Source organism: Streptomyces sp. NPDC055966, from assembly GCF_042269865.1.
GTDB lineage: Bacteria > Actinomycetota > Actinomycetes > Streptomycetales > Streptomycetaceae > Streptomyces.
The window spans coordinates 285,466-299,559 of sequence record NZ_JBHJYK010000012.1; the positions used below are offsets into that span (position 1 = coordinate 285,466).

Annotated in this window: 12 protein-coding genes; 7 read left to right on the forward strand and 5 right to left on the reverse strand. The window is 67.5% G+C overall.

Annotation, left to right across the window (positions count from 1 at the left end; genetic code table 11):
* Nucleotides 1–4: 4 nt before the first annotated feature.
* The 3 genes from ACFC8N_RS26030 to ACFC8N_RS26040 all read right to left on the reverse strand — a co-directional run bounded on the left by ACFC8N_RS26030 (nucleotide 5) and on the right by ACFC8N_RS26040 (nucleotide 3,043).
* A complete protein-coding gene (locus ACFC8N_RS26030; RefSeq protein ID WP_376290181.1) occupies nucleotides 5–1,174 on the reverse strand; it encodes a cytochrome P450 in 1,170 nt (389 codons plus the stop codon).
* A 13-nt stretch (nucleotides 1,175–1,187) separates the two neighbouring features.
* Nucleotides 1,188–2,255, reverse strand: a complete 1,068-nt coding sequence (locus ACFC8N_RS26035; protein ID WP_376290184.1) for a pyridoxal phosphate-dependent aminotransferase — start codon at nucleotides 2,253–2,255, stop codon at nucleotides 1,188–1,190.
* Between the two features lie 116 nt (nucleotides 2,256–2,371).
* A complete protein-coding gene (locus ACFC8N_RS26040; RefSeq protein WP_376290186.1) occupies nucleotides 2,372–3,043 on the reverse strand; it encodes an FMN-binding negative transcriptional regulator in 672 nt (223 codons plus the stop codon).
* Nucleotides 3,044–3,345: 302 nt separating this feature from the next.
* Between ACFC8N_RS26040 and ACFC8N_RS26045 the strand changes: the two genes are divergently transcribed.
* From ACFC8N_RS26045 to ACFC8N_RS26065, 5 genes are all read left to right on the forward strand, one after another.
* Nucleotides 3,346–4,680, forward strand: a complete 1,335-nt coding sequence (locus tag ACFC8N_RS26045; protein WP_376290188.1) for a lysine N(6)-hydroxylase/L-ornithine N(5)-oxygenase family protein — start codon at nucleotides 3,346–3,348, stop codon at nucleotides 4,678–4,680.
* Between the two features lie 12 nt (nucleotides 4,681–4,692).
* Nucleotides 4,693–5,685: a Gfo/Idh/MocA family protein gene (locus ACFC8N_RS26050; RefSeq protein WP_376290190.1), complete on the forward strand. Its 993-nt coding sequence runs from the start codon at nucleotides 4,693–4,695 to the stop codon at nucleotides 5,683–5,685.
* A gap of 96 nt (nucleotides 5,686–5,781) precedes the next feature.
* Nucleotides 5,782–6,795 (forward strand): NAD-dependent epimerase/dehydratase family protein, encoded by a 1,014-nt coding sequence (locus tag ACFC8N_RS26055; protein ID WP_376290193.1) that lies wholly within the window; start codon nucleotides 5,782–5,784, stop codon nucleotides 6,793–6,795.
* On the forward strand, nucleotides 6,792–8,108 hold the full coding sequence (gene rfbH / locus ACFC8N_RS26060; RefSeq protein ID WP_376290196.1) for a lipopolysaccharide biosynthesis protein RfbH: 1,317 nt from the start codon (nucleotides 6,792–6,794) through the stop codon (nucleotides 8,106–8,108). The genes ACFC8N_RS26055 and rfbH overlap by 4 nt, the downstream gene beginning before the upstream one ends.
* Before the next feature lie 43 nt (nucleotides 8,109–8,151).
* Complete coding sequence (locus ACFC8N_RS26065; RefSeq protein WP_376290199.1) at nucleotides 8,152–9,387, forward strand: class I SAM-dependent methyltransferase; 1,236 nt, start codon at nucleotides 8,152–8,154, stop codon at nucleotides 9,385–9,387.
* A 135-nt stretch (nucleotides 9,388–9,522) separates the two neighbouring features.
* Here the strand turns inward: ACFC8N_RS26065 and ACFC8N_RS26070 are convergent, their stop codons facing one another.
* On the reverse strand, nucleotides 9,523–9,888 hold the full coding sequence (locus ACFC8N_RS26070) for a hypothetical protein (protein WP_376290200.1): 366 nt from the start codon (nucleotides 9,886–9,888) through the stop codon (nucleotides 9,523–9,525).
* Between the two features lie 613 nt (nucleotides 9,889–10,501).
* Between ACFC8N_RS26070 and ACFC8N_RS26075 the strand changes: the two genes are divergently transcribed.
* Nucleotides 10,502–11,881 carry a recombinase family protein gene (locus tag ACFC8N_RS26075; protein ID WP_376290202.1) on the forward strand — a complete coding sequence of 460 codons (1,380 nt, stop codon included), beginning with the start codon at nucleotides 10,502–10,504 and terminating at the stop codon, nucleotides 11,879–11,881.
* A gap of 194 nt (nucleotides 11,882–12,075) precedes the next feature.
* Entirely contained in the window at nucleotides 12,076–12,690 is a 615-nt protein-coding gene (locus tag ACFC8N_RS26080; protein WP_376290204.1) for a hypothetical protein, read from the forward strand.
* Here the strand turns inward: ACFC8N_RS26080 and ACFC8N_RS26085 are convergent.
* On the reverse strand, nucleotides 12,666–13,736 hold the full coding sequence (locus ACFC8N_RS26085; RefSeq protein ID WP_376290206.1) for an IS4 family transposase: 1,071 nt from the start codon (nucleotides 13,734–13,736) through the stop codon (nucleotides 12,666–12,668). The genes ACFC8N_RS26080 and ACFC8N_RS26085 overlap by 25 nt on opposite strands.
* Nucleotides 13,737–14,094: the final 358 nt, after the last annotated feature.

Sequence of the window (14,094 nt, forward strand, 5' to 3'; positions counted from 1 at the left end):
TCCCTCAATCCGAGTCGACCAGCAGCCGTGCCAGGCCGCGTATGCCCAGGCCGTCCTTCCAGACGACCGGCTCCGCAACGTCGGCGAGCCGCAGCGCGGGAAAGCGCGGCGGGAGCCGTTCGAGGACGATGCGCAGCTGAAGCCTCGCCAACGGCGCCCCCAGACAGCGGTGCACACCGTGGCCGAACGTGAGAGGCGGGGAGTCGTGCCCGGAGGCGAGGTTCATGGACTCCGGGTCGTCGAACACCCTGGCGTCGCGGTTGCCGTGGAGCGGGGCTACCACGATCCCCTCACCCTCCTGCACGGTGACATCGCCCAGCCGCACCGGTTCGGTGGCGATCCGCACGAAGGTCAGCGGAGTGGCGGGGGTGAGCCGGATCAGCTCCTCCGTCGCGTTCTTGACGTACTCGGGATGAGCCAGGAGCACCTGATAGGCGCTGCGGTCGGTCAGCAGCGCCAGCAGCGAGAGACCGATCTGGCCGGTGGTGGTCTCATAGCCCGCCATCAGCAGGGTGAGCCCCAGGGTGAGCAGCTCGTTCTCGGACAGCTCGCCCTCGTCCTGCGCGACGGTCAGGTCGCTGAGCAGGTCGTCGCGCGGTTCGCGGCGCTTGCTGTCCATCAACTCCCGCATGTACTCGATGAGTTCGATGCGCCGCCGGGCCTTCTCGCGGGGGCTGGTGACCTCCAGGTCGAAGAGCACGTCCACCCATCCGCGAAAGCGGGGGGTGTCCTCCTCGGGAATGCCGAGCATGGTGGTGAGCACGGACAGCGGCAGCGGCCGGGCGAGGTGCTCGATCAGGTCGGCGCCGTTCCCGATCCCGGCGATCACGTCCAGCCGGCGGTCCGTCAGGTCCGTGACGAAGTCGCTCATCCTGGCCATCCGGCCGGTGGAGAACGCGCCGCTGACCAGGCGCCGCAGCCGGGCGTGCCGGTTGCCGTCCATGCTCATCATGGAATCCGCGGCGGGCTGGGCGTCATTGAACGCCGGGGCACCGGGCCGCAGCGCGGCGGCCCGGCTGAACCTCTTGTCCGTGAGAACCGCCCGCCCCAGCGTGTAGCTGCGTACGAGCCAGAACGGGTCGCCGGTGTGGCCGACCACACGTACGACATCCTCGGGACCGGGACGCAGGATGCCGGGAAGCGGCCCCAACTGGTCGATCGTGGTTTCGGTCATCGGGAAACCCCCGTCACTGGCCGGACGGCCGGAAGCCGCGGACTCGGCGCTCCACCTCGTGCAGCAGCTCGAACTGCCGGTTGAACGCGATGCGCACGTACGGGGCCCCGCGGCCGGGATCGGCGAAGGAGGGCGCCGCGGGGACGACCACGACCCCGGTCGCGTCGAGGAGTTCGAGGGTGAAGGAGCGGCCGTCACCGCGGCCTCCGGTGAGCGGGCCGACGTCCGCCAGCAGGAAGCACCCCCCTTCCGGGGGCGAGATCTTCATGCCCAGGCCCGTGAAGATCTCCAGGGCGAAGTCGCGGCGGCGGCCCATCTCCTGGGACGCCGCCTGCGTGTCCGCGGCATCGCCCGCGTGGCCGACGGCCAGCTGAAGCGGGCCCGGGGCGCCGTTGGTGGTGATTTCCTGCACGCGCCGCATCGCCGCGGTGCGCGTGGCGTCCGCCCGCAGGAAGCCGAGCCGCCACCCGCTGATCGCATGGCTCTTGGACAGCGAGCCGACCAGCACACTGCGCTCCGCGAGGCCGGGGACCTGGGCGATGGAGAGGTGTTCCCGGCCGTCGAAGACGAAGCTGGAGTACACCTCGTCACAGATGACCGTCGCATCCCAGCGCTCGGCCAACTCGGCGATCCGGCCCAGCTCCTGACGGGTCAGCACCCGGCCCGTCGGATTGCCGGGCGAGTTCAGTAGGACCACCCGGGTACGCGCGGTGAAGGCCGCCGCCAGCTCGTCCGGGTCGAACCGCCAGTCGGGCGCGTGCAGCGGGACGTGCCGGGGCACGCCGCCGGCGAAGGCGACCGTCGACCTGAACTGCTCGTAGCCGGGATCGAGCAGGACGACCTCGTCGCCGGGGTCGATGAACGTGTGCAGGGCCAGGAACAGCGCCTCGGTGCCTCCGACGGTGACGGTCAGCTCCGTCTCCGGGTCGCTCGGCACCGGGAGCGCGGCGGCGATGCGCTCCCGCAGCCGCAGATCACCCGGCGGAAAGACGTACTGGTTCTTCCCCGCGCGCATCGCGTCGTGGGCTGCCCCGATGATGTCGACCGTGGTCTCGGGGAATCCGGGAGTGCCGAGCGCCATATCGATTCCCTGGCGTTCACGAGCCATGAGGAATATTTCCCCCAGGCTGTTTCCCGGCAGTTCCGCAACCCTTGTCGATATCCGCGGACCCTGGTCTGTGGGACGCGTCATGCCGCTCATCCACCTGCCCTGTTCATCTGCCCGTTCTGGGGAAGCCGGCCCATGAGCTCAGCGGTTTCCTGGTGTCGACTGCAGGCGCGCCGGCTGAACGACTGCTTTACCCGTTCGCGGACCTCGGGGGGCTGCTCCTGACTGAGCTTGAACATGCCCTCGGCGCTTGTCACGGTGACGCGGAACGCCCCGACGCCGGAAACGATACTGCGGAAGTAGTCGATCGATTCTGACTGATCCCATCCAGAACCGAAACGGCTTTCAAAAGTCTGTGCCGTGGCCCGCACGACGTCGAGCGTCTCCTCCAGCGAGGAGACCTTCTCTATCACACCGTGCACATGCACCGAAGTGAAGTTCCAGGTCGGTGCGGCCGGCGTCACGTCGTACACCGCGGGCGACACGTACCCGTGCGGACCGGTGAACACCAGAAGGACGGCATCGCCGGTACGCAGCGCCTGCCAGTGGGGATTGGCCCGGTTCAAGTGCCCGAGCAGCACGGAGCCATTCGGGCTGTCCGACCAGTCGATCACCGTGCCGTGATCCGGGATGACCGGGAGGTGGGTGGCAAAGGGACCGTCGTCACCACCGTTGGTCACCGCCAGCGCCAACGGATTGTCACGGACCAGCTCGCTCATCCACGAACCATCGGGTTCACGGTAGTGGCGGGGAACGTACATGAGGATATGTCACCCCTCGAAGTCGAGTAACGATGGCATCGAAATGGTGTGATTCCTGTCCCGTCGGCAGGACAACCGGTGGGCGGACAGGACCTCTCGCATGCGCCTCAACGTTATCCACCTTGACGCGCCACAGGTCTTCAATGCAACGTGATTGCCCAAGCATGCGAGGTCGAAGTAGAACATGAAAGACCTGCGTGGAACAGCCCGTCACGGCATAAATTCTCAGAATCCCTATTGCGTGTGAGTGGGTGGGTGCAAGAAGGTCACGTCGCAGCCGCGCTAACGGAAGAAGTGTTTCCATGGGTGTCAATGCAGCTGAGATATACGACGTCGTAGGCGTTGGATTCGGGCCGTCCAACCTGGCGTTCGCCATTGCTCTGGAGGAGAACGGGGTCGACTCGCCTCCCGGCCCGGTCGCCTCCGCATTCTTCGAACGGCAATCCTCGTTCGGCTGGCATCGCAATATGCTGCTGCCTTCGACGACGATGCAGGTCTCTTTCCTGAAAGATCTGGCCACCCTCCGCAACCCGGTCTCGCGCTTCGGATTCATATCCTTCCTGCACGCCTCCGGCCGACTCGAACAGTTCATCAACACCCAGACGTTCTTCCCGACCCGCGAGGAATTTCACCAGTACCTTGAATGGGCGCAGGCGCTCTTTTCCGACCGCGTCTCCTACGGATCGGAAGTCGCCGGAATCGAATTGCCGCCGGAGGCCGATCCCGAAACCCCCCAGCACGTGCGGATCACCGTGCGCGACTGTGCCGGAGGGCAGACCAGGACTGTCGCCGCACGCAATGTCGTGATCTCCACGGGCCTTGTCCCCCAGGTGCCGGACGGCGTGGAATCCGACGAACGGGTCTGGCACAGCTCAGAATTCCTGGAGAGGTTCCGCCAGGTCCCCGCCGACAGCCTGAAAAAGGTGGCAGTCGTCGGCGCAGGACAGAGCGGAGCCGAAATCGCCAGGTTCCTCTACGACAGCCTGCCCCAGGCCCAGATCTACGCGATCATTCCGTCCTACGGATATTCGATCGCGGACGACACCCCGTTCGCCAACCGGGTCTTCGACTCCTCGGCGGTCGACGACTACTACTTCGGCACGGAGCGCGCCCGGGAATCCTTCTGGCGCTACCACAAGAACACGAACTATTCGGTGGCCGACGACGAAGTCATCCGGGACCTGTATCAGCGTATGTACATGGAGGAACTGCACGGAACCAAGCGCCTGCACATCCGCAACATGGCACGGGTCACCAACGTCAAGCGCATGGGCACCGAATCACGCGTCTCCATGGAGCTGCTGCTCGACGGCGGTTCCCAGGACCTCGATGTGGACGCGCTCGTCTTCGCCACCGGCTACGACTCCATGGACCCGAGCGGCGTACTCGGCGAACTGGACGGCTACTGCCTGCGCGACGGCGCCGGCCGCTACCAGGTCGGCCGCGACTACCGGCTCGTGACCACGCCCGACGTGTCGTGCGGCATCTACCTCCAGGGCGGCACCGAACACACCCATGGACTCACGTCCTCCCTCCTGTCGAACATCGCCGTGCGCGGCGGCGAGATCGCGGATTCCATCCTGCGGCGGCGGTCCGTCGACGGGCCGCCGGCATCCGGACTGATCACCCCCGCCTGATGAGGACTGGCCATGGCCGCAGCACAAGGTCCCTTACGCGTCGGCCTACTCGGCTGCGCGGACATCGCCTGGCGCCGCACCCTGCCGGCGCTGGCCGCCTGCCCCGACACCGAACTCGCAGCCGTCGCCAGCCGCGACGAGGCCAAGGGCAGACGCTTCGCGGCGGCCTTCGGCGCCCCCCGCGTACAGGGCTACGAAGAAATGCTCGCCGCCCGTGACATCGACGCGGTCTACCTGCCGCTGCCGGCGATGATGCACGCGCACTGGGTCGCGAAGGCACTGCGGGCGGGCAAGCACGTGCTCGCCGAAAAGCCGCTGACAGGAGATGCGAAAAACACGGACGAACTGCTGGCGCTCGCCGACTCACGGGGCCTGGTGCTCCTGGAGAACGTCGTTTTCCCGCATCACTCGCAGCACGCACGCGTCCGGCACATGCTCGCCGGCGGAGCAGTCGGCGAACTGAAGGATTTCACGGGCGTGTTCACCATTCCGCCGCTGTCGGACGAGAACATGCGCTACGACCCGGACATCGGCGGCGGCGCCCTGCTGGACATGGGTGTCTATCCGATCCGAGCCGCGTTGTACTACCTTGGCCCCGCTCTCGACGTGCTCCATGCCGTGCTGCGGATTCGCGCCCGCACCGGCGTCGTCGTCTCCGGACGCATCCTCGCGTGCACGCCCGAGGGAGTGACGGCCGACCTGGTCTTCGGAATGGAGCACTCCTATCGAACCGGCTGCGCGTTCGCCGGCAGCAGCGGCCTGATGCTGCTCGACCGGGCCTTCACGCCGCCGCCGCCACTGCAACCGGTGCTGCGCCTCGAGCGACAGGACCACCGCGAAGAGATCACGCTTCCCGCCGATGACCAATTCGGCAACATCGTGCGGCATTTCGCACATGCGGCGCTCACGGGATCCAGCGTGCACGACCAGTCGGAAATGAGCCGGCGTCAGGCTCGGATCATCGACGACGTGAAAAGAGTCGCCGTACGGATCGAGGTCCCTTAGAACGACCGGCCCCATGACCGCAGTTGCCGGTCGCAGCACCTGATCGTGTCAGCCGTTTTCAGCGGGCGCCATGTCTAGTCGAAGTGGAGGGAGAAGGTGACGACCTCGGAGCGCCCCGTCGGGACCCCGTGCACCAAAGTCCTGCTGATCGGTGGCACCGGATTCCTCGGCCGGCATGTGCTCGCCGGGCTGTCCGCGGCGGAGATGGACGTCACCGTGGTGACCAGGCGACCGACCGCCGTGCCGGCGGGACACGGCGTGGCCGAGCTGGACGACAGCGCTCCGCGACGGGCCCAGTTCGCCGCGATGATCAACCGGTTCACCCCGGACGCCGTGGTCAACACCGCCGGCGAGATCTGGCGCAATGACCCCTGCCTGCTCCAGGAAGCCAACGCCGAACTCCCGGAGCAACTAGCCCTGGCGATGGCCGACCTCGGCAGCACCGCCCGGCTGGTGCACCTCGGCTCCTCTCTGGAGTACGGGCCCCTGCCCCACCCGCACGCCACCGACGAGAGCTGCCCGGAGGCACCGCGGTCGGAGTACGGGCGAACCAAACTGCGGGGCACCCGCAGGATCTTGGAGATCGCCCGGCAGGCGTCGCTGGATGTCGTGGTGCTGCGCGTCTTCAACGCCATCGGATCGAACATGTCGCCCGCGAGCCTGCTCGGCCGGACCGTGCGGACACTCGACCGGGCACGGCGCGACGGACACCTGGCACGGCTCACCCTGTTCGACCTGAAACAACACCGCGACTACGCCGACGCCCGCGAGCTGGCGGAGGCGGTTCTCCGCGCGACCGTGTCGCGGCGGCTGGCGGGCGTCCCCGTGCTCAACCTCGGCACCGGACGCGCCGGCACCGCCTACGACCTGGTCCGCGAGCTCGCCCTGGCCAGCGGAGTGGAGTTCGCGATCGACGTGCTCCCGGCGCCCGAGCGGGGCGGGCGAGCCCTGGCCGCCGGCTGGCAGATCGCCGATCCGACGCTGGCGAGGCGTCATCTGGACTGGTCGGCGGCGCGAACGCTACCGGAGACCCTGCGCTGGATCTGGCGAACCGCCGGAGAGGGCCAGGCCCAACCCATTGCTGGCTGCCCCGCGGAAGGTACGCGATGAATGACAACCTCAAGGACAAGATCCTCGCACTGGTCAACGAATACCATCACGCGGCCGGGGCCGAGACATCCACCTGGGTGCCCGGCGAGAACCGGGTGCTGGCCTCGGGAGCCGTTCTGACGGCGGCCGACCGGATGGCACTGGTCGAGGCGGCACTGGACCTGCGCATCGCATCCGGGAGCTACGCGATCCGGTTCGAGCGGGCCCTGGCCGGCTACTTCGGACTGCGCAAGGCACATCTGACCAACTCCGGCTCCTCGGCCAACCTGCTGGCGTTGTCGGCACTGACCGCACCGGAACTGGGCGAGCGCGCGCTGCGCCGCGGCGACGAAGTGATCACGGTGGCGGCAGGGTTCCCCACCACCGTCAATCCGATCATCCAGAACGGATTGGTGCCGGTCTTCGTCGACATCGACCTGAGCACCTACAACACCACCGCGGAGCTGGTGGAGGCCGCGATCGGCCCCAAGACGAAGGCCATCATGATCGCGCACGCGCTAGGCAACCCCTTCGAGGCCGCCGAGATCCGCGACCTTGCCGACCGGCACGGGCTGTGGTTCGTGGAGGACAACTGCGATGCCGTCGGCTCCACCTATCGCGGCAGAAAAACAGGAACGTTCGGGCACCTCAGCACCGTCAGCTTCTACCCGGCGCACCATCTCACGATGGGCGAGGGCGGCTGCGTCCTGACGGGCAGCATGGAACTCGCGCGCCTTGTCGAGTCCTACCGGGACTGGGGGCGGGACTGCTGGTGCGAACCGGGAGAGGACGATCGCTGCAACAAGCGCTTCGGCTGGCAGCTCGGCACGCTGCCCTCCGGCTACGACCACAAATACATTTTCTCCCACGTGGGGTACAACCTGAAGGCGACCGACCTCCAAGCAGCCCTGGGACTGTCCCAGTTGGAGCGGCTGTCCGAGTTCTGCGACAGCCGGCGCAAGAACTGGCTCCGCATGCGAGCGGGGCTCCACGACGTGCCGGGCCTCACCTTGCCCGAACCTGCCCCGAACAGCGATCCGAGCTGGTTCGGCTTCACGCTGACGGTTCAGGATTCAGCACCGTACTCCCGTCGGGATCTGCAACTCCATCTGGAGTCGAAACGCATCAGCACCCGACTGCTGTTCAGCGGAAACCTCACCCGTCACCCCGCTTATGAGCACGTCGAGTACCGAGTGTCCGGAAGCTTGTCCAATAGCGACAAGGTCACCAACGACACGCTATGGATTGGGATTTATCCCGGTGTGACCGAGGAAATGATCGACTATGTGATCCGCGAAATATGGTCGTTCGCGAAAGGGGCGCCGAGCTGCTGAATCCTGACCTGCCCACGAATAAAGGTTGGAGAGGTAAGTACGAATGACCATCTCGCAGTGCCGTGTGTGCGGCAATCGGACCCTGCTCGACGTGCTGGATCTGGGAGATCAGGCACTGACCGGAGTATTCCCTGGCAGTCGCACGGAAGTTGTGCCGACCGCCCCACTCGAACTGGTCAAGTGCTCGCCGGACGGATGCGGACTCGTCCAGCTCCTGCACACCGCCGACCTCGGCCTGATGTACGGCGATCACTACGGTTACCGCTCAGGTATCCGCCCATTCATGATCAACCATCTCCGCGGCAAGGTGGACGAACTCACCAAGCTTGTCGACATCGGCCCCGACGACCTGGTCCTGGACATCGGAAGCAACGACGGAACCCTGCTGTCCGGATACCCGGCGGACGGCCGGACCCTCGTGGGAGTGGACCCGACCGGCGAGAAATGGCGCGAGTTCTACCCCGAACACATCGACCTGATCCCGGACTTCTTCTCCCGCGAAGTCTTCGCCGCGCACTACGGCTCCCGCCGGGCCAAGGTCATCACGTCGATCGCCATGTTCTACGACCTGCCCGACCCGCTCGGGTTCATGGAAGACGTGAAGGCGACGCTCGCCGACGACGGCGTGTGGATGCTGGAGATGAGCTACCTCCCGTCCATGCTGGAAGCGACCGCCTACGACGTCATATGCCACGAGCATCTGGAGTACTACGCGCTCGGCCAGATCGAGTGGATGGCAGAACGCGTCGGCCTCGAAGTCGTGAAAGCGGAGATCACCGACGTCTACGGCGGCAGCCTATGCGTCACACTCGCCCGGCAGGGCTCCGGACACCGGCGCGACGAGGCGGCACTGAACCGCCTGCGTGCCCAGGAGGCCGGACTGGGACTCGACACCATGGCGCCCTTCGAGGCCTTCGGCGAACGTGTGCTCGAACACCGCGACCACCTGCGGGACTTCCTCGACACCTCGCGCAAGGACGGCAAGCTGACCCTGGGCTACGGCGCATCGACCAAGGGAAACGTGATCCTTCAGTACTGCGGCATCGGGGAGGACAGCCTGCCGTGCATCGGAGAGGTCAGCGAGGAGAAGGCGGGCCGGTTCACCCCCGGCTCCCTGATCCCGATCGTCTCCGAGAAGGAGGCCCTCGCACAGCGGCCCGACCAGCTGCTGGTGCTGCCCTGGGTCTACCGGGACGGATTCATCGAGCGGGAAGGCGAGTTCCTCTCCCGCGGCGGGAAGCTGGTCTTCCCGCTACCCTCGACACTCACTTTCGTATAACGCCGGGCGCCGACCGGGCCGTCCGCGGTTCTCTGGAGCCCACGGCGACAACAACCTCGGGCGGGTGCTGACCACACCCGCCCGGGGACGCCGGCACGAAGAGGAACCCGCACCTCAGTCCCCGAGTGCTCAGTCTCAGGTGATCTTGTACGTATTCGGCGCGGTGCGGGTTAGCAGGCTGTTGCGGGTCCAGAGGCAGAGTTGAGAAGCGAGGTTCTTGCGGGATTGGGGTGCCGTAAGCCCCATATGATCGGTGAGGCCGTGGGCGTGCATGGGTTGGTTGGCGTGCGCGGCGAGGATCTGGCAGAGCCGGTCCCAGGGGCTGGATGCCTTCCGGGACGGATCCTGTGCGGTCGGGAGAGCAGGTGCCTGGACCGTGATGTCGATGGCAGTGATGGGCGCGCTGTCGCGGGGGCGTTGATCGCGGTTCCAGGTGTGGTAGCGCGAGATTCCGCGCTTCGCGACGCGGGCGGAGGTCCGCGGGCGGCGTTTGGGGAGCAAGGCGTGCAGGAGACGGTGCCGATGTGTCCGACCAGGTCCGCCTGGGCGTCGTGTCCGGGGGTCGCTGTCGGGTGGGCGGTGAGGGCGACGGTGTCGCGGGCGGCCTCCAGGGCGATGACGAAGGCGGCGCGGTCCGGGTCGGTGCCAGGCTGGGTCTCCACGGCGGTGACCATGACGGACCGCAATGCCTGGTAGAGGGTGAGAAGTCCCCATACTTCCTGGGTGAGTCCGACAGGATCCTGCGCGTGCAGGACGCGGCCCTTGCGGAGTGTGTGACGCAGTGCCAGGTAGGCGCACTCAATCTGCCAAGCACACTGCACCTATGAATGGGTATCAAGTAGGTGATGTGCCAGTAATCGGACGTGAGGGGCTGTTGCGGCTGGTCGCGGTGGTCGACCGGTTGCGGGCTCGTCAAGGTGAAGAGGAGAGCGAGTCGTCGTGGACGACGCAGGGGGCGGCTGCCCCAGAGCCTGACCAGTCAGGGCCTGGGCGCGGAAGTGTGGGCGGGGCTGCCGGAGGTGAACCGGCTGCTGGCGGTGCGATGGCTGGCGGTGTTGGCGGGCCGGGCTCTGCCGGACATGGCTCCGTCGGTGAGCGGTGAGGCGGACCGGTCATGACGGTGCTGATGCCGTGGGAACGGTCGGGGAGCAAGGTGAGCGACCGGCAGCTGACCAGGCTCGCGGTCGTGTATGTGCGGCAGTCCAGCATGCAGCAGGTCGCGGATCATCAGGAGTCGACGCGGTTGCAGTACGCGCTGGTGGACAGGGCGGTCGCGCTGGGCTGGCCTGCCTCGCGGGTGGTGGTGATCGATGAGGACCTGGGCCGTTCCGGGGCGAGTGCGGTCGCACGCTCGGGGTTCCAGCGCCTGGTCACCGAGATCGGGCTGGACCATGTCGGCCTGGTGCTGGGCATCGAGATGTCTCGCCTGGCACGATCGAGGAAGGACTGGTACCAGCTCATCGAGTTGTGCGCCCTGTCCGGTGCGCTGCTGGCGGACACCGACGGGGTCTACGACCCAGCGGAGCACAATGACCGGTTGCTGCTGGGACTGAAGGGGACGATGGCCGAGGCCGAACTCCATCTGATCAAGCAGCGCATGCAGACCGGGCGGGTGAACAAGGCCCGCCGCGGAGAACTGGCCGTGCCGCTGCCGATCGGCTACGTGCGCCGGCCGTCCGGCGAGGCGGTCCTCGACCCGGACGAGCAGGCACAGACCGTGGTGCGGCTGGTCTTCACGAAGTTCGCCGAGCTCGGCACCCTGCATGCGGTGCTGCGCTGGCTGGTCGAGCACGGGATCGAACTGCCCGTGAGGTTACGCCGGGGCCCGGACAAGGGCGAGCTGGAGTGGCGGCGGCCGAACCGGATGACGCTGCAGTGCATGCTGCACAGTCCGGTCTATGCCGGGATCTACGCCTACGGGCGCCGCAGGGTCGAGCACCGCCGGCAGCAACCGGGGCGCCCCTCCACGGGCAGGGTGGTGCGCGGTGAGGAGGAGTGGCTGGTGTTCATCCCCGACGCCCTGCCCGCCTACATCACCGTCGAGCAGTACCGGGCCAACCTGGCCCGGCTTCAGGCCAACGCTGCCCGGGCCGAGGCCCCCGGCACGGTCCGCAGCGGCCCCGCGCTGCTGGCCGGGCTGGTGCGCTGCGGTCGCTGCGGCAAGCGCATGACCGTGCGCTATCACCAGCAGGCGGGCAGCACCCGCCCCGACTACGTGTGCGCCCGGCAGATGACCGACTACGGGGCCGGCGACCGTTGCCAGGCACTGAACGGGGCCTGCGTGGACGCCTTCGTGACCGCCCATGTCCTGGCCGCGCTGGCCCCGGCCGCGCTTGAGGTCTCTTACGCGCGGCCGAGCAGGTCCTGGCCGAACGGGCCGAGCTCGAGAAGATCTGGTCCCAGCGGCTGGAACGCGTTGCGATCAGCGTCGACCGGGCCCGGCGCTGTTACCGCCTTGCCGAGCCCGAGAACCGCCTGGTCGTACGGCAGTTAGAAAAGGACTGGGAACAGGCCCTTGTCGCCCAGCAGACCCTGCAGGAGGAGTACGACCGCTTCACCCTGACCCGTCCGCGCACCCTCACTGCCGCCGAGCAGCAGGCCATCACCGCGCTCGCCGGCGACATCGAAGGCTTGTGGAGTGCACCGACGACAACCACCACCGATCGCAAAGAAATCATCCGCGCGCTCGTGGAGCAGGTCACCGTCACCGTGCTGGGCACCAGCGACCGGGTCACCGTCACCATCACCTGGGCCGGCGGCCAGACCACCACCGACGAGACCGCCCGCCCCGTCGCCCTCCTGCAACAGCTCAGCTACTTCCCGCAGATCAAGGAACGTGTCCGCGAGCTGGCCGGACAGGGACACCGCCCCGAGGCGATCGCCCGGCGCCTGCACGCAGAGGGCTTCCGCCCGGCCCGAGGACGCGGGAACCGGATCAGCGCCACCGCGGTCAAGGAGATCCTGCGCGAACTCGGCTGCCTGCAGCCGCCCGCCCGCACCCGGTCGGCCCCGCCACCCGGCGAAGAACCCGGCCGCGATGAATGGTGGCTGGAAGACCTCGCCGCAGAACTCGACATGCCTGCAGTCACCCTCTACTCGTGGATCTACCGCGGCTGGGTGAACGCCCGCAAAGAGTCCCGGCGCCCCTACCGCTGGATCCTCCACGCCGGACCCACCCAACTCGCCGAACTCCGCGAGCGACGCACCCGCCCGCCCGGCTGGTACACCCGACTCCGCTGGACCGACACCGAACCACCCCTCCCGGCCCAAGACGGAGATCAAACAGCCAGTTCCCATTTATGAGTGCACTGTGGTTGACACATCTCGATCTCCCATCGCTCGTGGTACAGGCGGACGAGCTGGTGGGCGGGGTCGGTGCGGCGGTCGGTGAGCGTGGTCAGCAGCCGGCAGGTCTCGCCGAAGGTGGTGCCGTCGGCGGTGCGGGTGCGGATCTCGGCTTCGATGACACGCAGGGTGAGGCCGGCGATGCGCGTGAGGTAGGAGCCGTCGGGCAGCAGGGTCAGGATCGGCGGATGCCGACGGCTGGCGCAACGCACCAGGAACCGCGCGCCGCGGCGGGCGACCTGTGCAAGCAGGTCATTGGTGTGGAAGGCCCGGTCCGCCAGCAGCAGCATGTCCGGGGTCAAGTTCGAAGTCAGCTGCTGTGCGTAATACGTCTCGCCCATGGCCACCGGGCCGAAGACTGCCGCGACCAGGCCGCGGGTTCCGGTCTCGCACCGTGTCATCAGCATCAACGTGGGGTATCCCGCCTGGCCGAGCCGGCTGGCGGGACGGCCGAGCCAGGACCAGTTCCGTTCATGATCGGGGACGATCAGGCTGCTGCACCCGTCAAAGGCGACCGTCCGCCAGCGCCGGTAAGTCACCCCAGGAGTGGACGGCTGGGCCAGCGGCCCCGCCAACACCTCGAAGAGCCGCTTGACCGGAGCCGGGCCGATCCGCCTGCGCAGGTCACGAAGCGCCTTCTCGGAAGGCTCGGGGACGCGGGGGGTCAGCCCCGCGACCAGCTTGGTCCACACGAGTCGGGCGCCGAGATGCTCGAAAAGTCCCAAAGCCAGAACGAAGTACACCCCGACCCGGGAGGGGAGACATCGCAGCCGTCGCTCCCGCGCTCCGGTCTCTTCCAGGACGGCGTCAACCAACTCCGGGGGCACGACCTGCGATAACTCACCGAGATGGCCGGGGGGCGACATCGCTGGTGCCGCCCATGACAGACTGGAGCACAGAGCCTCCGCTTTCGGGAAGATCTTGGTCGATCCCCTGGATAGCTGAGGCCCGCAGCATTCCGCGCTCCTCTTGACACCGTCTCCGGGCCCTTGACTTCGAGGCATTGGACGATCACGAGCCAGGTCCAACGGTCCGCCGCCTCCGGCTCACGTAGCCGCGGCAGGGTCCAGCCCAGGGACTGCTTGAACAGGCGAAACGTGTGCTCCAAATCGAATCTTCGCAGGTAGCACGACCAGACGAAGTCGACGTCAGCCGGGTCGGCGCCGGTGGCCGAGGACCACAGCCAGACCGGTGGCGCGTCGCGGTCGCCGGGCAGGTGGTCGACCTTGAGCCGTGGCACCCGGTGCTCGCGCCGGGCGGCCGCCGGCTCGACGCGCACTCCGACCCGGGAACGCCGCCGCCCTGGTTCGGCCGGGCCGAACTCGACGCGTTCACCGCGACGTTCACACGCACCGGCTTCAC

Excerpts from the sequence above, each read along its gene's own strand:
- rfbH (WP_376290196.1), top strand. The coding sequence starts at position 6,792 with ATGAATGACAACCTCAAGGACAAGATCCTCGCACTGGTCAACGAATAC.
- ACFC8N_RS26045 (WP_376290188.1), top strand. The coding sequence starts at position 3,346 with ATGGGTGTCAATGCAGCTGAGATATACGACGTCGTAGGCGTTGGATTC.
- ACFC8N_RS26040 (WP_376290186.1), bottom strand. The coding sequence starts at position 3,043 with ATGTACGTTCCCCGCCACTACCGTGAACCCGATGGTTCGTGGATGAGC.
- ACFC8N_RS26075 (WP_376290202.1), top strand. The coding sequence starts at position 10,502 with ATGACGGTGCTGATGCCGTGGGAACGGTCGGGGAGCAAGGTGAGCGAC.
- ACFC8N_RS26030 (WP_376290181.1), bottom strand. The coding sequence starts at position 1,174 with ATGACCGAAACCACGATCGACCAGTTGGGGCCGCTTCCCGGCATCCTG.
- ACFC8N_RS26035 (WP_376290184.1), bottom strand. The coding sequence starts at position 2,255 with ATGGCGCTCGGCACTCCCGGATTCCCCGAGACCACGGTCGACATCATC.
- ACFC8N_RS26050 (WP_376290190.1), top strand. The coding sequence starts at position 4,693 with ATGGCCGCAGCACAAGGTCCCTTACGCGTCGGCCTACTCGGCTGCGCG.
- ACFC8N_RS26085 (WP_376290206.1), bottom strand. The coding sequence starts at position 13,736 with ATGCCTCGAAGTCAAGGGCCCGGAGACGGTGTCAAGAGGAGCGCGGAA.
- ACFC8N_RS26065 (WP_376290199.1), top strand. The coding sequence starts at position 8,152 with ATGACCATCTCGCAGTGCCGTGTGTGCGGCAATCGGACCCTGCTCGAC.